Source organism: Natronococcus sp. JC468 (genome assembly GCF_012163165.1).
Taxonomy (GTDB): domain Archaea; phylum Halobacteriota; class Halobacteria; order Halobacteriales; family Natrialbaceae; genus Natronococcus; species Natronococcus jeotgali.
Genome location: NZ_JAAVUO010000001.1, coordinates 97,277 through 119,869 on the forward strand (window position 1 = coordinate 97,277; position 22,593 = coordinate 119,869).

The 22,593-nt window shown below is 67.3% G+C and carries 26 protein-coding genes; 11 read left to right on the forward strand and 15 right to left on the reverse strand.

Annotated elements, in window-relative coordinates; all coding sequences use genetic code 11:
* Window positions 1-28: 28 nt before the first annotated feature.
* The 3 genes from GWG54_RS00550 to GWG54_RS00560 form a co-directional block, all read right to left on the reverse strand.
* On the reverse strand, window positions 29-958 hold the full coding sequence (locus GWG54_RS00550; RefSeq protein ID WP_167935920.1) for a GNAT family N-acetyltransferase: 930 nt from the start codon (window positions 956-958) through the stop codon (window positions 29-31).
* A 1-nt stretch (window position 959) separates the two neighbouring features.
* Window positions 960-2,207: a Glu-tRNA(Gln) amidotransferase subunit GatD gene (gene gatD / locus GWG54_RS00555; RefSeq protein WP_167935921.1), complete on the reverse strand. Its 1,248-nt coding sequence runs from the start codon at window positions 2,205-2,207 to the stop codon at window positions 960-962.
* 76 nt (window positions 2,208-2,283) lie between these two features.
* Window positions 2,284-2,481 carry a hypothetical protein gene (locus GWG54_RS00560; RefSeq protein WP_167935824.1) on the reverse strand — a complete coding sequence of 66 codons (198 nt, stop codon included), beginning with the start codon at window positions 2,479-2,481 and terminating at the stop codon, window positions 2,284-2,286.
* A 123-nt stretch (window positions 2,482-2,604) separates the two neighbouring features.
* Here GWG54_RS00560 and GWG54_RS00565 point away from each other — a divergent pair, with 123 nt between their 5' ends.
* Together GWG54_RS00565 and GWG54_RS00570 are read left to right on the forward strand one after the other, a co-directional pair.
* Window positions 2,605-3,162: a DUF456 domain-containing protein gene (locus GWG54_RS00565; RefSeq protein ID WP_167935922.1), complete on the forward strand. Its 558-nt coding sequence runs from the start codon at window positions 2,605-2,607 to the stop codon at window positions 3,160-3,162.
* 312 nt (window positions 3,163-3,474) lie between these two features.
* A complete protein-coding gene (locus GWG54_RS00570; protein ID WP_312854241.1) occupies window positions 3,475-3,954 on the forward strand; it encodes a hypothetical protein in 480 nt (159 codons plus the stop codon).
* 35 nt (window positions 3,955-3,989) lie between these two features.
* Here GWG54_RS00570 and GWG54_RS00575 read toward each other — a convergent pair whose 3' ends face one another.
* The 3 genes from GWG54_RS00575 to GWG54_RS00585 all read right to left on the reverse strand — a co-directional run bounded on the left by GWG54_RS00575 (window position 3,990) and on the right by GWG54_RS00585 (window position 6,726).
* Complete coding sequence (locus GWG54_RS00575; protein ID WP_209438196.1) at window positions 3,990-5,150, reverse strand: VIT1/CCC1 transporter family protein; 1,161 nt, start codon at window positions 5,148-5,150, stop codon at window positions 3,990-3,992.
* A gap of 211 nt (window positions 5,151-5,361) precedes the next feature.
* A complete protein-coding gene (locus GWG54_RS00580; protein ID WP_167935923.1) occupies window positions 5,362-6,030 on the reverse strand; it encodes a metalloregulator ArsR/SmtB family transcription factor in 669 nt (222 codons plus the stop codon).
* Window positions 6,031-6,096: 66 nt separating this feature from the next.
* Window positions 6,097-6,726, reverse strand: a complete 630-nt coding sequence (locus GWG54_RS00585) for a hypothetical protein (protein ID WP_167935924.1) — start codon at window positions 6,724-6,726, stop codon at window positions 6,097-6,099.
* 388 nt (window positions 6,727-7,114) lie between these two features.
* On the opposite strand from GWG54_RS00585, the gene GWG54_RS00590 reads away from it, so the two are divergent.
* The 5 genes from GWG54_RS00590 to GWG54_RS00610 all read left to right on the forward strand — a co-directional run bounded on the left by GWG54_RS00590 (window position 7,115) and on the right by GWG54_RS00610 (window position 11,385).
* Window positions 7,115-7,498 (forward strand): DUF5802 family protein, encoded by a 384-nt coding sequence (locus GWG54_RS00590; RefSeq protein WP_167935925.1) that lies wholly within the window; start codon window positions 7,115-7,117, stop codon window positions 7,496-7,498.
* 29 nt (window positions 7,499-7,527) lie between these two features.
* Entirely contained in the window at window positions 7,528-8,439 is a 912-nt protein-coding gene (locus GWG54_RS00595; RefSeq protein WP_167935926.1) for a Vms1/Ankzf1 family peptidyl-tRNA hydrolase, read from the forward strand.
* Window positions 8,440-8,520: 81 nt separating this feature from the next.
* Window positions 8,521-9,234, forward strand: a complete 714-nt coding sequence (udk, locus tag GWG54_RS00600) for a uridine kinase (protein WP_167935927.1) — start codon at window positions 8,521-8,523, stop codon at window positions 9,232-9,234.
* Between the two features lie 97 nt (window positions 9,235-9,331).
* Window positions 9,332-10,348 (forward strand): DUF1611 domain-containing protein, encoded by a 1,017-nt coding sequence (locus GWG54_RS00605; RefSeq protein WP_167935928.1) that lies wholly within the window; start codon window positions 9,332-9,334, stop codon window positions 10,346-10,348.
* The gene (locus tag GWG54_RS00610) at window positions 10,345-11,385 is read left to right on the forward strand and encodes a dipeptide epimerase (RefSeq protein WP_167935929.1); all 1,041 of its coding nucleotides are present in this window, start codon (window positions 10,345-10,347) and stop codon (window positions 11,383-11,385) included. The genes GWG54_RS00605 and GWG54_RS00610 overlap by 4 nt, the downstream gene beginning before the upstream one ends.
* Before the next feature lie 3 nt (window positions 11,386-11,388).
* Here the strand turns inward: GWG54_RS00610 and GWG54_RS00615 are convergent, their stop codons facing one another.
* Window positions 11,389-12,162, reverse strand: coding sequence for a sulfite exporter TauE/SafE family protein (locus GWG54_RS00615; RefSeq protein WP_167935930.1), 774 nt, complete (start codon window positions 12,160-12,162; stop codon window positions 11,389-11,391).
* 149 nt (window positions 12,163-12,311) lie between these two features.
* Here GWG54_RS00615 and GWG54_RS00620 point away from each other — a divergent pair, with 149 nt between their 5' ends.
* Window positions 12,312-13,238 carry a hypothetical protein gene (locus GWG54_RS00620; RefSeq protein ID WP_167935931.1) on the forward strand — a complete coding sequence of 309 codons (927 nt, stop codon included), beginning with the start codon at window positions 12,312-12,314 and terminating at the stop codon, window positions 13,236-13,238.
* 12 nt (window positions 13,239-13,250) lie between these two features.
* Here the strand turns inward: GWG54_RS00620 and GWG54_RS00625 are convergent, their stop codons facing one another.
* The 4 genes from GWG54_RS00625 to GWG54_RS00640 form a co-directional block, all read right to left on the reverse strand.
* A complete protein-coding gene (locus GWG54_RS00625; protein ID WP_167935932.1) occupies window positions 13,251-13,700 on the reverse strand; it encodes an AAA family ATPase in 450 nt (149 codons plus the stop codon).
* Between the two features lie 48 nt (window positions 13,701-13,748).
* On the reverse strand, window positions 13,749-14,786 hold the full coding sequence (locus GWG54_RS00630) for a hypothetical protein (RefSeq protein ID WP_167935933.1): 1,038 nt from the start codon (window positions 14,784-14,786) through the stop codon (window positions 13,749-13,751).
* A 96-nt stretch (window positions 14,787-14,882) separates the two neighbouring features.
* Window positions 14,883-15,956 (reverse strand): hypothetical protein, encoded by a 1,074-nt coding sequence (locus GWG54_RS00635; RefSeq protein WP_167935934.1) that lies wholly within the window; start codon window positions 15,954-15,956, stop codon window positions 14,883-14,885.
* A 161-nt stretch (window positions 15,957-16,117) separates the two neighbouring features.
* Window positions 16,118-16,669: a halocyanin gene (locus GWG54_RS00640; RefSeq protein WP_167935935.1), complete on the reverse strand. Its 552-nt coding sequence runs from the start codon at window positions 16,667-16,669 to the stop codon at window positions 16,118-16,120.
* A 133-nt stretch (window positions 16,670-16,802) separates the two neighbouring features.
* Here GWG54_RS00640 and GWG54_RS00645 point away from each other — a divergent pair, with 133 nt between their 5' ends.
* Window positions 16,803-17,378, forward strand: a complete 576-nt coding sequence (locus GWG54_RS00645; RefSeq protein WP_167936086.1) for an HPP family protein — start codon at window positions 16,803-16,805, stop codon at window positions 17,376-17,378.
* A gap of 111 nt (window positions 17,379-17,489) precedes the next feature.
* Window positions 17,490-17,999 carry an FxLYD domain-containing protein gene (locus tag GWG54_RS00650; RefSeq protein ID WP_167935936.1) on the forward strand — a complete coding sequence of 170 codons (510 nt, stop codon included), beginning with the start codon at window positions 17,490-17,492 and terminating at the stop codon, window positions 17,997-17,999.
* Window positions 18,000-18,015: 16 nt separating this feature from the next.
* On the opposite strand, the gene GWG54_RS00655 is transcribed toward GWG54_RS00650, so the two are convergent.
* Window positions 18,016-18,351 carry a hypothetical protein gene (locus tag GWG54_RS00655; RefSeq protein WP_167935937.1) on the reverse strand — a complete coding sequence of 112 codons (336 nt, stop codon included), beginning with the start codon at window positions 18,349-18,351 and terminating at the stop codon, window positions 18,016-18,018.
* A 78-nt stretch (window positions 18,352-18,429) separates the two neighbouring features.
* A complete protein-coding gene (locus GWG54_RS00660; protein WP_167935938.1) occupies window positions 18,430-19,248 on the reverse strand; it encodes a PspA/IM30 family protein in 819 nt (272 codons plus the stop codon).
* Between the two features lie 100 nt (window positions 19,249-19,348).
* On the opposite strand from GWG54_RS00660, the gene GWG54_RS00665 reads away from it, so the two are divergent.
* Window positions 19,349-19,954, forward strand: coding sequence for an alpha/beta hydrolase (locus GWG54_RS00665; protein WP_167935939.1), 606 nt, complete (start codon window positions 19,349-19,351; stop codon window positions 19,952-19,954).
* 27 nt (window positions 19,955-19,981) lie between these two features.
* On the opposite strand, the gene GWG54_RS00670 is transcribed toward GWG54_RS00665, so the two are convergent.
* On the reverse strand, window positions 19,982-21,790 hold the full coding sequence (locus GWG54_RS00670) for an ATP-binding protein (protein WP_167935940.1): 1,809 nt from the start codon (window positions 21,788-21,790) through the stop codon (window positions 19,982-19,984).
* A 91-nt stretch (window positions 21,791-21,881) separates the two neighbouring features.
* Complete coding sequence (locus GWG54_RS00675) at window positions 21,882-22,364, reverse strand: hypothetical protein (RefSeq protein ID WP_312854242.1); 483 nt, start codon at window positions 22,362-22,364, stop codon at window positions 21,882-21,884.
* Window positions 22,365-22,593: the final 229 nt, after the last annotated feature.

Sequence of the window (22,593 nt, forward strand, 5' to 3'; positions counted from 1 at the left end):
CGCTCGAGCCGTCCCCGAGTCGCGACCGTTACTCCCCGCTCTCGCCGCCTCCCGACGCGAGGTCGATCCCGAGGACGAAGTCGGGCTCCTCGGCGATCGGCGCCCCCGCGTAGGAGGCATCGCTGACGTACTCGGCGGTTTCGGGGAGCAGCACGCGGGTCCGATCCGCGCCGATCTCGGCGGCGTCCCGGGCGATCGCGCCGAACAGCGACCGCGCCGCGTCGACGTCGTCCCAGGCGGCGACGCCGTACTCGGCCCACGTCTCGGTCCCGCCGTCGTCGGTCTCGCGGTCGGTGCTTCGAATCCGGACGGAGGCGCCCGCCGTCCCCGATTCGCGAGCGACGGCGAAGACGGCCGTCTCGTCGGCGAAGCGCTCGAAGTCCTCGCGGTCGAGTTCGCGCACCGCCCACGTCTCCTCGGGGGCGAGGCCGAGCCCCCGGAGGTGATCGCGGGCGTCGCTGTGGGTCCAGTAGCGCCAGGCTGCCGCCGGATCGCTCGAGACCGGGTCCGGACGCCGACGGTCCGGATCGGGCTCGGGGTGGGCGAAGCGAAACTCCGTTATCGGCTCCATCCCGCTCGTTCGGGCGGCGCCCAGCGAGGCGGCGTTCCACGAGAAGATCATGACCCGGCCGACGGTCGCCCCCCGCTCGCGGGCCCACTCGAAGCAGGCCTCGTTGAGCCGACCGCTCAGCCCTCGGCGCCGGTAGTCGGGGTTGATCCGCATTCCCTGGAACCAGGCCTCGTCGGGCGAGACCATCGCCGCCTGGACGATCCCCGCGACCTCGTCGCCGGCGTCCGCGAGGAACGTCTTCTTCGGCTCGTCGTCGTCCTCGAGCCACTCGTGGTAGATCTCGGGGATGTAGTCGCCGCCCCGATCCGCCCAGAGGTCCTCGGTGAAGGATCTGACGCCCTCGTAATCGTCGTGGGTCGCCCGTCGGATCTCGATCCCGAGCGCCATCTCAGTTCCAGGGAGTCGACCGCGCCTGCAGTTCGCCAGCCAGCGACGTCTCCATCGCCTCCGGAACCGAGTCGGCGTTCTCGAGCGCCCACATCAGCTTGACCTTCGCGGTGCCAGGCAGGGTGTCGCCGGCCTCGATCACGCCCGCCTCGAGCAGGTCCCGACCCGTGTCGTAGACGCGGTCGCAGACCCGCCCCTCCAGACACTGGCTGGTCATGACGACGGTCGTCCCGTCTTCGATCAGCTCCTCGATGCGGGGGATCAGATCGGTGTGAACGTGGCCCAGTCCGGTCCCTTCGAGGACCAGTCCCTCGCTGCCCGCGGCGACGTCGAGGAAGGCGGGATCCATCCCGGGCGTGAACTTCAGCAGTTCGACGTCGTCCTCGAGGGAGGACTCGAGCGCGAGGTCCACCCCCCCGCGTTCCTGATGCTCGCGTCCGAAGGTGACCTCCTCCGTCTCGTAGTCGACCTTGCCGAGCGGCTCGGCGCCGACCGTCTCGAAGGCGTCCCGCCGGGAGGTGTGGTTCTTCCGCACTCGAGTCCCCCGGTGGAGCGCGCAGACGTCGTCGCTCTCGGTGGCGTGCATGCAGACCAGGACCTCGGCGCAGTCGCTCTTGGCGGCCTCGACGGCGCAGACGGCGTTCATCACGTTATCGGAGGACGGCCGATCCGCCGAGCGCTGGCTGCCCGTGAAGACGATCGGGACCGGCGTCTCGAGCATGAACGCGAGCGCGGAGGCGGAGTACTGCATCGTGTCGGTGCCGTGCATGACGACGACGCCGTCGGCGCCCGCCTCGATCTCCTTGCGGACGGCCTCGGCGAGGTCCTGCCAGATCGGGGGCTCCATGTTCTCCGAGAGGATGTTAGCGACGACCCGTCCGCGGTAGTTCGCCCGGCCCGCCAGGTCGGGCACGGCGCGGAGGACGTCCTCGGCGTCGAACTGCGCCGTCACCGCCCCGGTGCGGTAGTCGACCGTCGAGGCGATCGTCCCTCCCGTAGAGATCAGCGCGATCGTCGGCAGCTCCTCGTCGAACTCGACGGTCGAGCCGTCCTCGCCCTCCTCGGCCGAGCCGTCGATCTCGTAGACGTCCTCCTCGAGGACCTCGACCGCGGCGGCCTCGCGGTCGACCCCGACGTTGTACCCGCCCTCGAGTTTCACCACGAACTGTTCGTCGGTGCTGGAGGGCAACAGGACGCCCTCGTAGCTGCGGTCCGCGCGATCGACGCGAACGCGGTCGCCTGGGTTCATGTGCCCTCGTTGCGCGGCGCTGGACTTGAAGGCACGCTTTCGCCGTCAGGGCGACGGCGGCGCCGAAACGGGACGGCTACGTCGCCAGGCCGACCGCGACGAGCCCGACCCCCATCAACACGAGCACGCCGGCGATGATCGCCGTCAGCAGTCGAACGGTGCGCAGGTCGTCGCGGGAGAGATCGAGCCGCGGGTAGAGGTGGCGACCGACGTACAACAGTCCGCCCCCGAGAGCGATCGAGAGCATTCCGAAGACGATCAGCTCGGTAGTCACTGACACCCGCTACGTCGGCGAGAGTAAAAAGAACGCCCGTCGGAGCCGTCGATCCGACGCGTGAACGGGGGCGGGAGCGTCGCGTGGGAAAAGGCCATGGTGTCGGGGAGCTTGCACTCGCGTATGAGCGATCGCTCGGACGAGTTCGCCGAGGCGACCGATCGCGGGGAGCGGTCGACCGACGACCTCCTCGAGGAGACGGAGCGGCTGCTCTCCGAGCCGAACGCGGAGGTCGACTCGAGCGCGGACGCGTCCGCCGCGACGTCGACGGACGCGGGGACGGCCGAGGACGCCTCGTCGCGGTCGCGGCTGCCGTCGCTTCCCCGCCCCTCGCTCGGTGCGCGGTTCTCGCCGAAGGGGTTTCTCGCGCTCGTGGCCGCGCTCGGCGTCGGGCTCGTCGCGGGCGGGCTGGCGGTCCCGATCGCCGGCGAACTCGTCGGAACCTTCGCCGTCGCGTTCGCGGTCGGGCTCGCCACCTCGAAGCGGCGCTACCTCGAGGTGGGCGCGGCCGGGGCCGTCGTCGGCGGGATCGCCGCGGTGGCGAGCAACGCGGTGCTGGCGGTCGCCGGCTCGGGACGGGCGGTGCTGGCCGTCGGCGTCGCCGCCGGACTGGTCGCCTGTCTCGTCGGCTACTACTTCGGCCGGGACCTCCGGAACGGACTGTTCCGAGAGCTCGAGTGAGCGGGCTCGGAGAACTCGAGCGAGCGAAACCGGTCGGACGGACGCGTCGTTCGATCCGCACTCGAGTCGTTCGAACCGTTACGCGGAGAGTGCGAACGTACTACTGAGATCCCTGCCAAAATATCGACACTATTCCCTGATATAAATACACCAGCAGTCTCTCTTCTTGGCCATAGTTAATAGAACGTGAGTGGTGTCGGCTTTTCATATGTCATACAACGCAATTGAAAAAGTCTGTGGGGTTATTATTGAACAAACGGATATTATTCATGCTAATAGTTGGTTCTTCTGATGATAGAATTATAGCGTTGTGTGGACTACAGCATCCTTATGAATACACCACTTAGACGGTTCCTGGTGATGCTTAGTGGAGCAACTGTTGGTGCCGCTGTTATTACGGTCCTGCTCGCACCATCAACCATGGTTTCCGGAGTTCTCACGTTTGCTATCGTAATGGTTGCTGCGGTCGTCCTCTCATACGTAGTTGGGTATCTTGGAACGCCGTGGACCAGTACTGCTACCCCATCGACTGATACATCTGACGCTTCTCCATCTCCGTCTGAGGCGACCCAGGCAGATATTGAGGAGTTCAAATGGGCAATCCGGGAAGGGATTGGTGTAGCAATTGCATCGTTATTTGGTCTTCTGTTACTTATATTGTTTTTAATTGAACAGACAGAATGGGTCACTACGCGTGAGTTTAACTATTGGGAGATTGGAGAATGGTTCCTTATTACCGTCCTTGCGATCGCGCTTATCGCGCTTGCTCTCTGGAGTTGGCGTGGAAGATAGACACTGCAAGGACCGTATCAGAAGGCGCTGCTCTCTCACCCGGCAATTGTCACTCCAATAAGACCGCCAACCCCGTATGTCAGGATCGCTGCACCGAGTCCAATGCCGGCCTGCCTAAGCCCAGAATACAAAACATTTCGCCCGGTCAGCAGCGTGATTCCCGCACCGATCACAAAGAGAGCGAATGCACTTAATGCCAGGCTTGCGCCAACTGCCACTCTCCCGGTCACGAAGAAAAACGGAAGAACAGGCACGATCGCACCGAGAGCGAAGAGAATGAACGACGCACCAGCGGCTTCCCACGCCGATCCGCCAAGTTCCTCTGGATCGATTCCGAGTTCTTCGCGAGCGAGCGTGTTGAGTGCAGTTTCTTCGTCGGCAATCAATTGTGCAGCCAACACCTCGGCCTGCTCTTTTGGTACTCCTTTGGCCTCATAGATGAGTGCGAGCTCCTGTTTCTCTTCGGCAGGGATTTCGGCGAGTTCTTCGGCTTCGACCTCGATCTGATGTTGGTACAGCTCTCGGGAACTCTGTACGGAGAGCCATTCGCCCATTGCCATCGACCCTGCGCCGGCGATCAGTCCCGCGAGCCCTGTAATGAGAATCGTCGTTGATTGCAGCGCTGCACCCGCGACACCCATTACAAGACTGAGGTTGGAGACGAGTCCATCGTTCGCACCAAGTACCGCTGCTCGGAGAGCGTTTCCACTCGTTGCACGGTGTCGCCCCTCTAATCGGACTAAAACGTTGCCTTCGGCTCCCCGCCCTGGTACCTCCTCTATAGTTGCTAACAGCCGATCGTGTGATCGCTCATCTACATGGAGCCCGCTCCTCCTTGCCTCTGGTTGCGACGCATAGCCTTGCCCACCGATTAATTCCCCGGTTCGCATCGTCGACAGAATGAAAGCGGGACCGAATCGTCGAGCTAACCAGGCAAGGGTTCTGGCTCGGACCATTGGTTGGATATCGGATGTCTCTACTCCCTCTTCGCGAAGCTTCTCAGCCCAAAAATCAGCGTGCTGTGATTCTGTCTCGGCTAACCGCCGATAGACCTCTGTGAGCTGAGGATGTGATTCTGCTTCGGCCATCGCCTGGTAGACTGCCGCGCTATCGACCTCGTCCTGACGATTTTGCTGGTAACGCGAAATGGTCTTTTGATTCCCCATCAGGAAGTCTTCTTCGTGGTGAACGGACATAGTAGTGCAGAGGCCAGACCGTTCAACAAAACCGTCCCTAACTCGTAACGAGAGAAGCTCACGTGTGTACCGAACGTATCCTCTGTCCAGCACGTTCTTGCTGACAGAAGCTGGATAGGTTACGTTCTCCAGCGTTACCCCATCCACCTACATCAAGCGGGTGTTCCACGGGGTTTCTCGAGAACAAAGCGCGCTACCGTTCGGCGATCCGCTACGACTCCTCGGACTCGGAGACCAGTTCCCAGCCGCGTCTCGTCCGCCGGACCATCCCCTCGTCGGCCAGCAACTCGAGGATCTCGGCGACGACCTCCCGGGGGGCGTCGACGTCCTCGCCGAGTTCGGTGACGGATTTGGGCTCGGAGCGGACGCTCGAGAGGACGTCGGCGTAGATCCGGCTCTCGGGGCCGGAGCCGACCGACTCGGAGATGTGGTCGAGCACGTCGCAGACCTGGCGCTGGACCCACCGCTGGGCCAGCGACAGCTCGTTTTCGAGCTGTTCGAGCTGCTCTAAGGTCGCCAGCAGCTCCGCTACGTCGTCGGTTTCGTTCCAGGAGACGTCGATCTCGAGGTGGCGGCAGGTCGCGATGTCGAGGCTGCTGTTGGCGGGGTAGGCGCTCTTGCTGACGTAGCCGTACGGCGAGAGGCTCACCTCCAGCCGGAGGTTGCGCGCGATGTGGAAGTACTTCCGGCGCTGCTCGTCGACGCGGCTCTCGATCAGCCCCGCCTCCTCGAGCTTGCGCAGGTGTTCGATCACCGCCTTGGGACTCACGCCGAGGTACTCGGAGATCTCGGTCACGTAGCACGGTTTTCTCGCGAGCAGTCGGAGGATGCGTCTCCGGTTTTCGTTTCCGAGAAGGTCCAACAGGGCGGCGGAGTCCATTCGTACGAGAGGTTGTGCGCCGTCGCTGAAAAGCGTGTCCTCTCCCCCCTCGTTCCGGGAACGCGGCTACTCGGCGTCTGCCTCACCGACCGGGGGCGTTTCGGTTCCGCTCTCGTTCCAGTCAGCGGTCCCGTTCTCATCGCCCGCCTCGAGGAACCGCTCGAAGCCGACGACCTCGGTCGCGACGGCCGCGATCTGTTCGCTGCCGAGGGCGGCAACGTCCGACTCGAGGGACTCGAGGCGATCGACCCCGACCTCGTTGTCGGCGGCGACGGGTTTCGTCTGTGCGATCGAGCGCTCCAGGGCCGCGATCTCGACGGTCAACCGGGTCATTCGGGCCTGGTACTGCGGGGTCGAGAGCTCGTCGCCCCGGTCCCGGAGTAGCTCGCGCTCGCGCTCGAGGGTCTCGTACCGGGCCGCCAGCTCGTCCACCCGCTCGTCGACGAGTCGCTCCCGGGTTTCGTCGTCAGCGGCCTCGTACCTCGCTTCGAACATCTCGGATTCGACGGTCGTCGCGGTGTCCGCCGCGCTCGACTGCATGAAGGCGGTGACACCCCGTTCGACGTCGGCCTCGCGCTGTTCGTTCGATGCGTCGTCGACCCCGGCGCTGGCGAACGTCCCACTGGCGACCGGGGAGACCGCCAGCCCGACGAGGAGGATCGCAACGAGGAGGGGAACCGACCGTGCGGAGTTCATCACCGTACCCGACCGTCGATCGGCCTAAAAAATCGGACCTTCGTTCGGATCGTTTACGCCCCCGATCGCGCCGTTCGAAACTGGCCGGGGGTTTACGCCGAGTTTAGCCGGGGCGTTGCAGCGCCCGGAGGCGTCCGACGAGTGGTCGGCGACGGCGCGTCCCGAGCCCCTCCCTGCCCGATCGTTCAAACCGTTCATCGTCGAAAACCCGAGTCTTACCCGCGATCGGGGCCGTTTTCGCGGCGCTTATCGTCGGCGTTATGAACTGTTGTGGCTGAGCGACCGGTCGTCCGACCGTCGGAAACGACCGATTGTCGATTGCGCTGCCGACACGATGGGCGTCGTCGGCCGAAAGGTTATACGTCCTCGTTCCCTGGTACCTAGTGACATGTTCGAGGTGTTCTCCCGGAGCTACTACCTCGGTCGCCTCTACGTCACCCCGACCGACCACCCCCGCGCCCTCATCCACGACGAACAGCACGAGCGACTCAACGAGGAGGTGTACACGTCCGGCGAGGGCGTCGAACGGCTCGACGCCCCGCTGGTGATGAAACTCGAGTCCCAGCACTTCCCGGTGCACGGCGACTCGTCGGTGCCGGCGAACACGCTCGCCCTCCCCGAGTCGGTACTCGAGAACACGGACGTTCGGAGCCCCCCGTCGCTCCGGGAGGTGTTGCTCGCGCGCCGCGAACAGGCCGAGCGGTTGCTCAGCTTCGCCGGCTGGGATCCGACCGACTTCGACCCCGGTGAGTATCCCGGCGCCGGAACCTAGAAGTACTCCCGCTCCCCGTGTTCGGTCGGATGCTTGACGAGTTGCTCGGCCGCGCCTCCCTGAAGGCGCGCATCGACGAGCTCGAGGCGGCAAACGAACGGTTGCGGGAGCGCTACGAGGCCGAATCTGAGCGCCGATCGGCGGCGGTGACGGCCCGACAGGACGCCGAGGAGAAACGGAACCGCCTCGAGGACCGCATCGCCCAGCTCGAGGGCGAGCTCGAACGGGTCGAGGCCGACGACGGCGGCCTGACCGTTCGCCGGCGTGTCGACCTGCGCGGGGCCCGCCTCGAGGAGGCACTCGAACGGCTGCGGTCGATCCGAACGGCTTCGGAAGGGGCGCTCACCGCGAGCGTCGACGACGAGGTCCCCGGCACCGTCCGCGAGGTCCTCGCGGACGTACTCGACGACCGGATCGCCCTGCTCGAGGACGCCGCCCCCTGCCTGTGTTGTATCGACGACGCCGGCCTCGTCTCGGTCGCGCTCGAGTCGCCCGTCGACCCGGCCCTCGAACCGACCTGGGACGACCGGTTCGACCTCGAGCGGGAGTGGTTCCTGCCGACGGGGCGCCACGCCCTCGCGCTCGTGCGGGCGGACCTGTTCGCGCTCGGCGTCTACGAGGGCGACGAGCGCGTCGACTACCGCGGCTTCGACAGCGACGTCAAGGGCAACCACTCGAAGGGCGGGTTCTCCCAAGCCCGCTTCGAACGGATCCGCGACGACCAGATCGACGACCACCTCGAGCGCTGCCGGGACGCCCTCGCCGATCGGGACGTCGAACGGCTCTACGTCGTGGGCCAGCGGGGCGTCGTCGACGCGCTCGTCGAGGAGGCCGACCTCGAGCCTGCGGCGACCGCCGCCGTCGACGCTACGGGCGATCCGAAGGCGGCCCTCGAGGACGCCCGTCGGTCGTTCTGGACGACGACGCTGACGGTCGTCTGAACGCCGCGTGCGTGGCGGTCCTGACCGCCGAGCCGGGCGAACATCAGGGCATTCATTACTGCGCCGTTCGACACTCGAGTGATGAGTATCCCGTCGTTCGTCATCGGCATCGCCGGCGGCACGGGCGCCGGAAAGACGACGGTGTCGAGAACCGTCGCCGAGACGGTCGGCGAGGCCGTCACGCGGATCCCGCTCGACAACTACTACGAGGACCTCTCCCACCTCGAGTACGAGGAGCGCGCCGAGGTCAACTACGACCACCCCGACGCCTTCGAGTGGGAGCTGCTTCGCGAGCAACTCGACAGTCTGTTGATGGGCCAGCCCGTCGAGATGCCCCAGTACGACTTCGAGATCCACAACCGCAGGGACGAGCACGTGCGGGTCGAGCCCTCCGACGTGATCGTCCTCGAGGGCATTCTCTCGCTGTTCGACGAGCAGGTCCTCGAGATGCTCGACCTGAAGGTGTACGTGATGACCGACGCCGACGTCCGCATCCTCCGGCGGATCGAACGCGACGTCATCGACCGCGGTCGGGACCTCGAGGGCGTCATCGACCAGTACCTCGAGACGGTCAAGCCGATGCACGAGCAGTTCGTCGCCCCGACGAAGAAAAACGCCGACATCATCATCCCCGAGGGAGCCAACCGGATGGCCGTCGACCTGCTGGTCGAGAAAGTCGAAGCCGAACTCTCCCCCGGCGACCCCGACGCCGACGACCGCGCGTTCCCCCTCGAGGTCGGCGAGGACCGCCCGACGCGGGTCGACGTCGAGTCCTCGAGCCGTCCCGACGACTGAGACGCCGACCGTCCGCGTTCCCGACGGGGTGTCGTCAGTCCCCAGTTACTCCGCCGAGATCTCTATGGTTAAGTGATCGCTCGTCAGATGGCTCCGTATGCAGATCGCGATCCTCGCCCACGAGAAGTTCCCTGGTCGTGCCAAGACCGCACTGGGAGTGCTCCGATACGCCGACTACGACGTCGAAGCCGTCCTCGACCGCGACAGCGCCGGCGACCGCGTCGCCGATCACGTCCCCGACGTGCAGGACGCCCCGATCGTCGCGGGGATGGACGAGGTCGGGGACGTCGACGCCCTGCTGATCGGGATCGCCCCCATCGGGGGCGGCTTCGACGAGAGCTGGCGCGACGACGTCCGCACCGCCCTCGAGCGCGGCTGTGACGTTATCTCGGGGCTGCACTACTTCCTCGAGGAGGACGAGGAGTTCGCGGCGCTCGCCGCGGAGAACGACTGCGAGCTGTGGGACGTCCGCAAACCCGACGAGGACCTGACGGTCAGCCAGGGCGCTGCCGGCGACGTCGACGCCGAGGTCGTCCTCACCGTCGGCACCGACTGCTCGGTCGGCAAGATGACCGTCTCGATGGAGCTGGCCCGGGACGCCCGCGACGCGGGCTACGACGCCGCCGTGATCCCGACGGGCCAGACCGGGATCATGATCGAGGGCTGGGGCAACCCGATCGACCGCGTCGTCTCCGATTTCACCGCGGGCGCGGTCGAGGAGATGATCCTCGAGAAGGGCGACGAGCACGACTACCTCTTCGTCGAGGGCCAGGGCAGCATCGTCCACCCCGCCTACTCGGCGGTCACATGCGGCATCCTCCACGGCTCGATGGCCGACCAGCTCGTGCTCTGTCACGAGGCGGGCAAGGAGGCGATCCACGGCTACGAGTCCTTCTCCCTGCCCTCGATCCCGAGCTACGTCGACCTCTACGAGGACCTCGCCGACCCCGTCTCGGACGCGACCGTCACCGCGGGCGCGCTCAATACCTCGGGTCTCGAGGACGGCGACGCGGCCCGGGACGCGGTCGGAGAGTACGCCGACGCGATCGACGCCCCCGCTGCCGACCCGATCCGCTTCGGCACCGACGATCTGCTGGAGGCGCTGCTCGAATGAGCCTCGAGACCGCGTTCGAACGCCACACCCTCCCGCTGGAGTTCCCCTTCGGGATCTCGCGGGGAACGGCGACGGAAGCCGAGGTCGTCACCGTCCGAATCGAGGACGACGAGGGCACCGTCGGCGTCGGCGGTGCGGGACCGTCGCCCCACTACGGGGAGACGCCCGAGACCGTCGCCGCGGTGCTGCCGGAACTGCTCGCGGTCGTCGAGGACGTCGGCGACCCCCACCAGCTCTCGCGGATCGAGCGCCGCATGCGCGAGACGGTCAACCGAAATCCCGCGGCCCGCTGTGCGGTCAGCGTCGCCGTCCACGATCTCGTCGCCAAGCGCCTCGACGTGCCGCTGTATCGCTATTGGGGACTCGATCCCGACGAGGCGCTCGAGACCTCCTACACGATCGGGCTCGACGACCCCGAGACGATGCGCGAGAAGACCGAAACCGCGCTCGAGCGGGGCCACTCTCGCCTGAAGGTCAAGCTCGGCACCGACCGCGACGTCGAGATCGTCCGGACGATCAGATCGGTCGCGCCCGACGTCGACCTGTTCGTCGACGCCAACGAGGCCTGGACGCCCCGCGAGGCGGTGTCGAAGATCGACCGCCTCGCCGAGTTCGACCTCGAGTTCGTCGAACAGCCCGTCGCCGCCGAGGATCCGGAGGGGTTGCGGTTCGTCTACGAGCGATCCGCGCTCCCGATCGCGGCCGACGAGTCCTGTATCACCCTCGAGGACGTCCCGCGGATCGCCGACCGCTGTGACATCGCGAACCTGAAGCTGATGAAGTGTGGCGGCCTGCGAGAGGCCAAACGGATGATCCACGCGGCTCGCGCCCACGGTCTCGAGGTGATGTGTGGCTGCATGACCGAGTCCAACGCCTCGATCGCCGCGGCCTGCCACCTCGCGCCGCTGCTCGATTACGCCGACCTGGACGGCTCGCTGCTGCTCGACGAGGACCCGTACTCGGGAGTGGCGATGCCCGGCGGCGAGATCGACCTCGCCGGACTCGAGCGGGCCGGAACGGGCGCCGTCCTCGAGTAGCGCTCAGAGCATCAGGTAGATTCCGGTCGGAACGAGGACGATCCCCAGGGCCAGCTCGAGCCGGGCGGGATCGACCCGGTGGGCGACCAGCCAGCCCGCGACGGCGCCGACGACGATCGGGAGCGCGAGCAGCCCCGCGAGCGCGACCGAGACGGAATCCTGCAGGTAGTAGCCGCCGACGGCGAATCCCGAGATGAAGATCGCCTGGAGCTGCGCGATCCCTAGCGCCACCAGCATCGGCACGCCCAGCAACACGAGGGCCGGCACCGCGAGGACGGGGCCGCCGACGCCGACCAGGCCGGCGACGGTACCCAGCGCGAGGCCGACCCCCGCGAAGACGAGCCGTCCTCGTCCCGTCTTCGCGTCGACGGCCGCCAGCGAGGGCAGCCCCCGGAGTCGCCGGTACGCAAGCAGGGCGCCGGTACAGACGAGGAGAACTCCCAGGAGGACGCCGAACAGTCGCCGCGAGACGAACGCGTTCAGGACGGTGCCGGCCAGCGCGCCGAGCACACCCGAGGTGGCAAGCACCGTCGCCAGCGCCCGCCCCTCCGAGCCGACCAGCTCGCCCGAACGCGCGTAGCCGACGACGCCGATCACCCCGACGAGGACGAACAGGACGTGGGCGGTTCCCGCGACCTCGGCCGAGGACAGCGGCGTCAGCAGGTAGAGCGCGATCGTCACGAAGATCCCGCCCGCGCCGACGGTCGTACAGCCCACGCCCGACAGCAGGGCGACGAGCAGCAACGCGAGAAGGATCTCGAGCGGGACGGGGATCATCTCGGTTCGTCGGGTACGATCGCCTCGTCTGAAACGTCTCCGGATCGAGTCCCGCCGCGACCGCCTCGGAACGCGCAAGTTCGGATCGGCGACAGTCGCCGCGACAGCCAACATCGTTTAACAGGGCACATCCCGTGCGAAATTCTGCCATGGAAGACAGCGATGGCGATCCGAGAGTCTCGCGACGAGGGCTGCTACGTACCAGCGCGGGCACCGTCGCGCTCTCGACCGTCGGTACCGCGGAAGCCGCCGGCGAGGGCACTCGAGGGATGCTCTCGGGGCGGTGTCCCGACGCGACGCTCCGACCGAGCATGGGCCACTGCGCAGGCTCGAGCATGGAGGGGTGTGCGGACGACCACCCGGCCACGATCGAGCTCCGGGAAGCCGTCGCGGACACCCTCGAGGACCGATACCCCGACGCGGGCGCCCTGCTCGAGGCCGGTTTCAAGCCGTACTTCGACACCCTCGACGGCGACGACGGCGGCTACTCCCACTGGCTGCATCCGGAGTACGTCGGCGACGACGCCGTCCTCGATCCGGAACGTCCGGAGTCCGTGCTGGTCGACGACGACTCCTGGCGCTCGATCGGCGTGATGTTCGTCGCGACCCGCGGCGACGAGCCGATCTCCCCGCCGGCGGTGTACGAGGCCGGCGACGACGGCTGGAACGGGCCGCCCGAAGACGACGACGGTCATCGACCCGACGACCACGACCATCACCCCGACGGCGATTCGGACCGCTGCTCGCCGTGGCACTACCACGCCGGCACGCCGGGCAGGCTCGCCTGGTGGTACTACCGGACGGTCTACGAGGACGCCTACCGCGATGGCGAGCTGGCGCCCCCCTGCCGGACGCCCTGCATGCTGCACGTCTGGACGGTCGACCACCCCGAGGGGGTCTACGCCCACGACGGACCGCCGCCCGAGTACCGCGAGCGCGAACCGTCCGACGACCCGGGATTCGAGACCAACTCGCAGCCGGGCGAGGACGAACTCGGCTGGGACGCGCTCCCCGACGAGGCGGTTCCGGATCGACTCCCCGAGTCGTTCTCGCTGGCCGACGGGCTCGGACTGTAACCGTCCAGCCCGCTACGCCGAGCGCCACCGCTCGAGCGCCTCGAGGAGCTGCTCGCTCGCCTCCGTGGCCGACAGCTCGTCGGTGTCGAGCTCGAGATCCGCCTCGGGCGCCTCGAACTCCCGGTAGACGACGTGGACCCCCTGCTCGTCGATCGCGTCCTCGCGGCGGCGGTTGCGCTCGAGGCAGGTCTCGAGGCTCGCGGTCACGAGGACGAACCGAACGTCGCCGAGGGATCGGAACCGCGCTTGCCACTCGCGGCGGTAGAAGGTGCCGTCGACGAGGCGGATCGCGTCGGTCGGGCCCCCTGCGACCCGCGCGTACAGGCGCTCGTAGGTACGCCTCGAGAACTCGTCGGAGTGTACCAGCCGGACCGACTCGCCGCGGGCCTCGAGGTGGTCGGCGACGCGGGTCGCGACGGTCGTCTTACCCGCCCCCGGCGGACCGCAGATGACGACGATCACGGCCGCGAGTACGGGTTCGCCGACGTAACGTGCTCGGATTCGAGCCGATTAGTCCCACTCGATCTCCTCGTCGCGGTTCGACTCTCGGAGGATGAACGGGCCGATCGCCAGCGTCCGCTTGGCCATCGTCCCCAGCCGCAGGACGAACGCCACCAGCAGGAGGAAGGGGACAAGCGAGATCGTCGCGGCCGTGACGACGACCCAGACGAGGGCGTCGACCCCGAGGACGGCGCCCATCACCGCGCCGGCGTCGAAGAAGGCGATCATCGATATCGCCACGACCAGCGCGGGTACCGAGACGTACATGATCGCCCGCGAGAGGTTGATCAGTTCCCACTGGAAGTACAGCGTCTTGAAGTGCTCGCGGGCGAGGCCGAACAGCTTCAGCGACTCGAGCAACTGGTCGTGAGCCTCGCGGGCTTCGTCGGTAAACGAATCGGCGTAGGCGTTCCGAAGCCGCCGTGCGCGGAAGATCTTCCAGGAGTAGTTGTAGTCGAGCGCGAACCTGACGACGTCGTAGGTGCCGAACTGTGCGCCGTCTAACCGCTCGTGGACGGCGTCGGCGTGACCCGCGACGTTGTCGACGAACTCGTCGACGCGCTCCTCGAGCTCCTCGTCGTGACCGTCGGCGACGGCCTCGCGGAACTCGAGCGCCCGATCCTGCGAGGCGTCGATGATCGCCTGCAGGAACGACGCCGGGTCGGGCGGGCTGATCGGGGCGTCGATCACGTCCTCGACGTCCTCGTGGAACTCGAGCGAGCCCTCGAGGCGTTCGCGCTGGTCGTCGACGGCGCCCAGCTCCTGGGAGAGGACGAGCTGGTTGATCGTCAGGACGAGCGTGACGCCGGTGATCAGCGAGGTGACGAGCGCCTGGAAGAGGAAGTGCACCGGCTCCTTTGTTCCCATCAGCCCCCGTAGGGAGACCGGGCTCACCTGGCTGATCGCGAGCAGTCCGACGAACGCGAACGCGGCGAGCAGGATCGTGACGAACCACCGGTTTCCGTTCAGCAGTAGCCACAGCGTCCATCTCGAGTTCGAGCTCCGTTCGACCACCGTGTCGGCGGGCTGGGTACCGCTGTCGCTCATCGGTTCGTGCCGCGGTACGGCGACGGCCGGGAAATACGTACGGCCGGCGGCGAGCAGCGTCGGGTTCCCGCCGGAACTGACCTCCAGTAACCCGTCTCAGTCGGCATCGGTTTCGACTTGCGCGTCCCGATCGTTGTCGACCTCGAACGGTCCCTCGTCGGGATTCTTCTGGGGGAGCATCGGGCCGATCGAGGCGGTCCGGCGCGCGACGGTGGCCGTCCGGAGGATGTACGCCGACAGCAACGCGAGCGGCGAGAAGACGACCGCGATCAGGCCGCTGACGACGATCGGCGCGGCGGAGTGACCGACCGTCGGCCCGCCGAGGCCGCCGTACAGCAGTCCCAGGAGAAACGCCGCCAGCACCGCCGGGATCCCCAACAGGATCGTCAGCTGGGAGAGGCGGGTCAGCTCCCGCTGCAGGTACGTCGTCTTGAAGTGCTCTCGCCCGGTGTTGAACAGCTTCAGCGACTCGATCAGCTCCTCGAGCGCCTCGCGGGTGGCGTCCGACAGCTCGTCCCCGTGGTCGTTGCGCAGGTGTCTCGCGGCGTAGATCTGCCAGGCGTCGTCGTACCCCATCGCCGACGAGAGGGCGTTGAACGAGCCGAACCGCGCCCGATCGAGCGTCGCCTCGGCTCGGTCGGTACTCTCCTGCACGCTCGAGACGAACCGCTCGACCCGTCTCCGGGCCGTTCCGTCGGGATCGTCCGCGACCGCCGCCCGGATTCGGTCCGCCCGGTAGTCGATCTCCTCGACGAGGAGCTCGAGCTGTCCCGCCGGCGCCGCCGGGGTGGCGGGAACGCCCGTCGCGTCCTCGATATCCCGTCGGAACTCCATGACTCCCTCCAGCCGGTTCCGGAACTCGTCGGCCGAGCGAAACTCCCGCGAGAGGATCATCTGGTTGACGGAGACGACGAGGGTGATCAGCGAGAACGTTCCCGCGATCATGCCGCCGACCATCCGCGTGAGCGAGTTACTGTTGACGAACGCGACGAGGCCGAGGCTACGCAGCCCCACCAGGAGCGCGAACACGCCGAGGGTGAGCGCGGCGGTGATGACGATGCGGTTGCCCTGCAACAACACCCAGTCAACGATTCGACGAACGGCGCTGTTCTGGTGGTTGACGTCCGTTCCGTACGAGTCCAACGTCTCGTCGCTGTCGACGGACCCCATGTTCGGGCGTTCGAGAGGAGCGATGAAAACGGACCGCCTTGCAGGGCCCGTCGAAGACGTACGACGCCGTCCGGGCCCGAGAGAAGCTCGCGGCGCCGACCCTCGAGCGAGGGCGAGGCCGGGATCGGGGCCGGCTCCCCGTCGGCCCGCGGGGGTGAGACCTAGCCGTGCGCGTCGGCGAGCACGCTCCGCACCCGTTCGTTGTACGCCTCGAGCGCCTCGCTCGCCGCGTCGGGGTACGCCTCCGAGGGGTGCTCGAGGCCGGGCTCGTTCTCGGGGGCCGGGAGGTCGACGACGACGGTCCCGACCGCGCCGCGGTCCTCGTGGGCCGGACACGCGTAGTCGTAGACACCCTCGCCGTCGAAGACGCGCTCGAACGGACTCGAGGGGGTGACCGCGCTTCGCCAGGGATCGGCGCCGTCGGTCAGCCGCCGCTGGTCGCCGTGGGTCTCGGGGTGGTAGGCGGCAACCTCGTGGGAGCCGCTCTCGGCGGTCCACTCGACGGTCCCGCCGGCGACGACGTGGGCGATCGGGGGGTCGATACGGGCCCCGTCCGCTCCGTCGGTCAGTTCGACCTCCAGGTACGGTTTCGGATCGCCGAGCAGCGGATCGTCGCCTCCGAGCTTGCCTTCGATACACCCCGCGACGCCGGCCGAGAGCACCGCTCCTCCGGCGGCCAGCAACTGCCGACGAGTCGACTGCCGTCCGCTCATCGGAGACGCTTGGAGGTCGAGGTGCTAAAGCGCCCGGTCTCGGGCCGGAGCCACCATTAGTTCATGTGGTATGATATAGAAAGAATCTGCAGCGGGTGCGCTTTTGGTGATCCGCTGCAATGTTCGGCTCACGTTGCTGGGGTTAGACTTCGAGCTCGACGGGTCTGAAAACGACTTCTATCTCAAAGACGAGTACAGCGCGACCGTCAACGTGTTTCTCCACTTCACCGTGCTGGGGATAATCGCGCTCGCGACCGGCCGACCGTTTCTGTTCCCGAGCCTGGGACCGTCGGCGTACCTGATCGCGACCGGTGAACAGCCCCGCGCGGAGGGCGCGTACCACGTCATCGGCGGGCACACCGTCGCGGTCGTCGGCGGGTTGATCGCCTACGCGCTGGTCGGCAACCAGGCCAGCTCGTACGTGGTGTTCGCCAGACCCGACCCCGCGTTCAGTGTCGAAATCGTCTACCTCTGGGCGAGCGCAACGCTGGCGATGATGCTGACGACGACGACGATGCTGCTGACGAAGACGAACCACGCCGCGGCGTGTGCGACGACCCTGATCATCGCGCTGGGGCTGATGGGCGGGCTCGCGGACTCGGCAGTCATCGTCGTGGCCGTCGCCGTCCTGTGGTACCTCCACGACAGGGTCATCTCGCCGCTGGCCCAGCGGTTCGGCTTCGTCCCGCGGGACGCCCGAGCGGAGTAGTCCGGAACTCGACCGAGCAAGGCTCACGTTGAAATGCGGCCGCGCCGTCGATGCTACCATGATCGACTGCAGCACCCCCCGACGGGATGGACTTCTGCGGAGGGGGAACCGATGACCGGGGATCAGCGGCGGAACCGACGCGCCGTGCTCGCCTCGCTCGGGACCGGGGCTGTGGCCTCCGTCGCCGGCTGTCTCGGCGACGACGACGGCGTCAGCAGCGGCAACCCCACCTACGAGCGCGGCGAGGTCGGCAACGTCACCAACGGGAGCCGGAACGCCTCGGAAACGTCCGCGGCCGGACAGATCGCTCAGAGCGAACCGAACACGAACGTGACGCCGCTGGACTCGCTCTCGATCGCGTCCCACGAGTTCGTCCTCGAGGACGGCTTCCGGGGCGCGACCGTCCAGGGGACCGTCGAGAACGATCGCGAGGAACGCGTCGAGGTCGCCGAGGTCAGGGCCCGGTTCTACACCGACGGCGGCGAGCAGCTCGGACTGTACACCGACACCGTCGGCGACCTCGACGCCGGCGAACGCTGGCAGTTTATGGTCGTCGTGCTCCTCTCGCCGTCCGACATCGCCGAGTACGACGTCGCCGTCCTCGGGACGCCGGCGTCGTAGGCTCGCGCTCGGACGGCTACTCGATCAACCGGTCGGCGATCCCCTCGTAGACCGCCGCCGCGCTCCCGGCGAGCTCGTACGCCGGCCGTCCTTTCCCCGTCGGCGAGCGCTCGTCGGGCCGGACCTCCTCGACGACCCCCTCGTCCTCGAGGCGATACAGCGATCGCATCACGTCGGCCTCGGTGACGGTCCCGACGAGGTCTCCCTCGAGGTCGGCCGCCCGCGTCCGACAGGTGCGGCGAATCTCGTGGGTCTGGGCCGGTGTTTCGTCGTTCCGGTGGGCGTCGGCGACGGCCGCCAGAACGAGCTGCTCGGTCAGCGAGAGCGAGTCGAATTCCACGTCTGCCACCATACGGACCCCTATCACGCGCTGGGTGGTAGCTGTTCCCCCCAGTTGCAGCCGCGAAAAAACGCCGTCGGCGCGGTCGACCTACGAGTTCTCCTCTTCCTGGAGCTCCTCGAGTTCGCTGTCGATCTCGTCGTCGTCGACCTGTGCCTCGAGTTCCTCGACGTCCTCCTCGGCCTCGGCGACGTCCGCCTCGTCGACGTCCCCCCCGCCGACCTCCGACTTGAGTGTCTCGAGTTCGGCCTCGACGCCGCTGTCGGTCGAGAGGCCCTCGAGCTCGCGGTCGATCTGGTCCTTGTCCGAGAGGACGTCCTCGAACGCGCCGCTTTCCTGGAGCTCGTCGAGCGCGGCCGCGCGGGCCTCCATGTCCTCGGTCTGTTCCTCGGCGCGCTCGATGGCGCGGCCGACGTCCTCGAACTCCTCTCCGGTTGCGGTCATCGCCTCCGAGACCGTCGAGCTGGCCTTGGCGGCCTCGTGGCGGGCCTTCATCGTCTCCTTTTTCGTACGGAACTCCTCGATGCGGTTCTGGAGCTCGTTTTTCTGGTCGATCAGGTTGTCCTGCTGGCTCTGGAGCTTCGAGATCTGCCCCTCCAGATCCTCGATCTGGGTCATCTTCGTCTTCTTCTTCTCGAGGGCGCGCCGGGCCAGGTCCTCCCGGTCGCGCTGGACGGCCGTACGGGCCTGGTCGTTGTGCTTCTCGACGTTTTCCTCGAGGCGCTTCTTTTGCATCTCCAGGCGCTTTTTCTGGGTCGTCAGGTCGGCGATCCCGCGTTTGACCTGCTGGAGCTGGTCGCGCATCTGCTCGTAGGAGTAGTCGAGGGTCTCGGTCGGGTCCTCGGCCCGGTTGAGCACCGAGTTGATCTTCGAGCGGATGACGTAGGAGGTCCGAGAGAGGATGCCCATGTCCTTACGTATGGTTCCCCGGCCTTAAAAACATCACATCAGCGACAGTCGGCCGATCGAGTGAACAGCCTTGATTACCGTCCGCGGCGAACCGCCGCCGATGAGCGACGTCCCCATCCCCGGCGGTCGCGACGTTCGGGGTCGACTCGAGGAGCCCGACGCGGAGACCGAGTCCGTCGTGATCGCCTGCCCGCCCCACCCCCAACACGGCGGCTCCCGCAGCGACCAGCGACTGGTCGCCGCCAGCGAGGCGCTTCGCGAGGCGGGGATCGCCTGCCTGCGGTTCGACTACGGCGCGTGGGACGAGGGCCGAGGCGAGCGCGAGGACGTCCGCAACGCGGTCCGGTGGGCCGACGACCGCTACGACGAGGTCGGGCTGTTCGGCTACAGCTTCGGGGCCTCCCAGGCGCTGCTGGCGGCCGCCGACCTCGAGCGACCGATCGCGGGCGTGGCCGCGCTAGCGCCGACCGCGTCGCTCGGCCCGGACCTCGACGCGGTCGCCGCGCTCGCCGCCCTCGAGGCCCCGGCGCTGGTGGTGTACGGCGAGCGCGACACGACCGCCGACTGGGAGCCCGTTCTCGAGCGGGCCCGCGAGCGCGGCGACGAGGTCGTCGGGCTGGCGGCGGATCACTTCTTCCTGGGAACGCGCGAGGAGATCGCCCGGGCCGTTCGGGAGTTCTTCGTGGCGCGGTTCGCGACGGCCTGACCCCCGGTCCGTCGGCGCGGGCGGCCGTCAGTCCCGTCCGTGTCGGGTCACGCACTTCGACAGGCCGATCAGCTCGACGGGCTCGGAGTTGTCCGGCGAGTAGACGACCATCTGCCCTTTCTCCATGTAGGGGACCTTCGACTCGAGGCTCGAGGGAATGTTGACGCTTTTGATCGCGTCCTCGTCGCCGAGGTTGAGGACGACGGTGGTGTTGAGCTGCTTGAAGACGGCGTCGTCGATGTCCTGGGGGTCCTGCGTGATGAGAAAGAGGCCGAGCCGTTCCTTCCGGCCCTGCTTTGCGGCCTCGGTGAACTTCGAGATGACCTTGCCCGCCTGGACGCTGTCGGCGTCGGTGAGGAAGTTGTGAGCCTCGTCCATCCCCAGGATCAGGGGGGTCTCCTTGATCCGCTCGTAGGTTGGGTCGTTCGAGAGCTTCTGGTCGATCAACAGCGAGGACAGCGCGAGGACGACCGTCTCGGTCGCCCGCGAGTCCGAGACGTGGTAGGTCGGCACGACGGTCAGTCCGCCGGGGCGGACGAACTCGTGGACGAGGTCGGTGATCGGGCGGGCGTCCTGGTCGAAGACGTGGCCGAACCCGAGCACGCGCCGCCGGACGGCGTCGAAGGTGGCCTCGTGGACCCGCCCCGACTCGTCTAGCTCCTCGCGCAGGGCGGGGTCGTCCAGGAACGAGGTGAACTCCTCGTAGGTGCCGTCGGCGCCGTACTGCCGTCGAAACCGCGGCAGGAGGACGCTCACGAGCGCGCCGTACTGGTTGTCGTTGAGCCCGCTGCCGGCGACGAGGAACGGGTTGTCGTGGACCATCGAGAACGGGATGGTGAACTCGACGCACTCGGCGCGGTGGTGGCCCGCGGAGTACGTCGAATCCCCCACCTTCGGGACGAACGCGGTCGTATCGTCGACGCCGCCGTGGGCGACTCCCTCGCGCTCGAGCCGACGGGCGAACTCGCCGTCCAGTTCGGGGTTGTCGTCGTGCATCTGGGCGTACTCGTCCTGCGGATCGAACTGGACGACGGCCGGGCCGACCGTCCGTCCGTCTTCCATGGGATACCGCCGTTCGTCGGCGAGGTACTGCCGAAGGACGTTCTTCGCGGCGTGGGTCTTCCCCGACCCCGTCCCGCCCGCGACCAGGGTGTGTCGGAAGACCAGCGGATCGCCCGCCTCGTAGTCGTCTTTCAGTCGGTAGTCGATCGTCGGCGGCGAAGCGGCGGTGCGGACCGTCTCGCCACCGACCGAGAGGTGCCCGAGGAAGACGCCGTCCTCGGGGATCTTCAGCCCCGTCTTGATCTCGGCCGTGTCGTTGGCCTGCCCGACGACCGTCTGGGGTTTGGGGACGCGGTCGGTCATCCGCCGTTTGAGCTCGCCGCCCTCCTCGTAGAGGACGGCGACGGGCTCGAGCGAGGCGACGAACTTGTAGTCGGCCTCGTCGACGTCGTCCCGGCGCATCGCGCGGCGGGCGTGGATCTCGGTCGCGTCGTCGGCGTGGTACTGCTGGGCGTACTCGAGTCCAGTGATCCGACAGAACAGCGTCTCGCCGTCGGGGTAGGGCGCGACCAGGTAGCTGCCGATCCGGACCGACGAGCGGTTGCCGCTGGTGACGTAGGCTCGCAGCGACGTCTCCTCTTCGTCCTCGGCGATGCGCAGTCCCTGGGAGACACAGATCGTTCCGATGCCGACGTCCTCGCCCCGCGGTTCGACGTTCGCGGGTTCGAACCCGTCGACGTCCGTCGACCTCTCGGTCGGCGACGCGCTCGATTCGGCCGTCGAATCGGCGTCCCCACCGGCGTCGAACTCGCTGAAATCACCCAGATCCGTCATAACACGGCAATGAGGGGCCGTCTACAAACGCGTTTCCCTCCGGCGTGAGCAGGTTCGGAAAATACTCGGGCGTCTGTCGAACGGTCGCCGACTACCGCCCCGGACCCCGGACTGTCCCGGTTCGGGGGTCGAACTCGACGGCGCCGACGTCGACCATCGCGGGGAGGTGGACGTGGTGGAGCGCGAGCCGCGCCGCCGAGTGATCCGTGAACGAGCCGATCTCGCGATCGACGAGCTCCCCGGCCAGCGCCTCGATCGAGATCGGACGATCGAACTCCGAGAGGACGGCGTACAGCCGCGTCCGGACCGGGTGGACGAGGACCTCGAGCGTGCGCTCGCCGGCAGGGTCGCCGTCCTCGAGCAGCGCCGAGAGCTCTGCGACCGGCGGCGAGCGCTCGAGAGTGAGGGAGGCGGTCTCGCCGTCCCACTCGAGGATTCCGTGATCGGCCAGCCGCGGCAGGTGGTTGTGGACGAGTTCGATTCGGGTCGCTCCCCGATCGGCGGACTCCCGCGAGGCGACCGCGTCGACGAGTTCCGCGAGGGTGCACGCGCCGTCCTCGAGCGCCGTAAGCACGTGCAGTCGTCTCGGATGGCGAAGGGCGTCGTACCACTCCTGAGAAACCCCTGCTACCCCCCCCTCGTGACGCGTCGCCGCTGACCTGTGCGTCCGAACTCATTATCGAACGGTAGCACTGCTGGAGGAATAAACCCGGCCCCGAAACAGTTTGGGTTATAGATCCGATATGTTTTCGGAGTGACCGACAAATCGGTCCGTCGACGCCGGAAAACCCAAAACCCGTTTC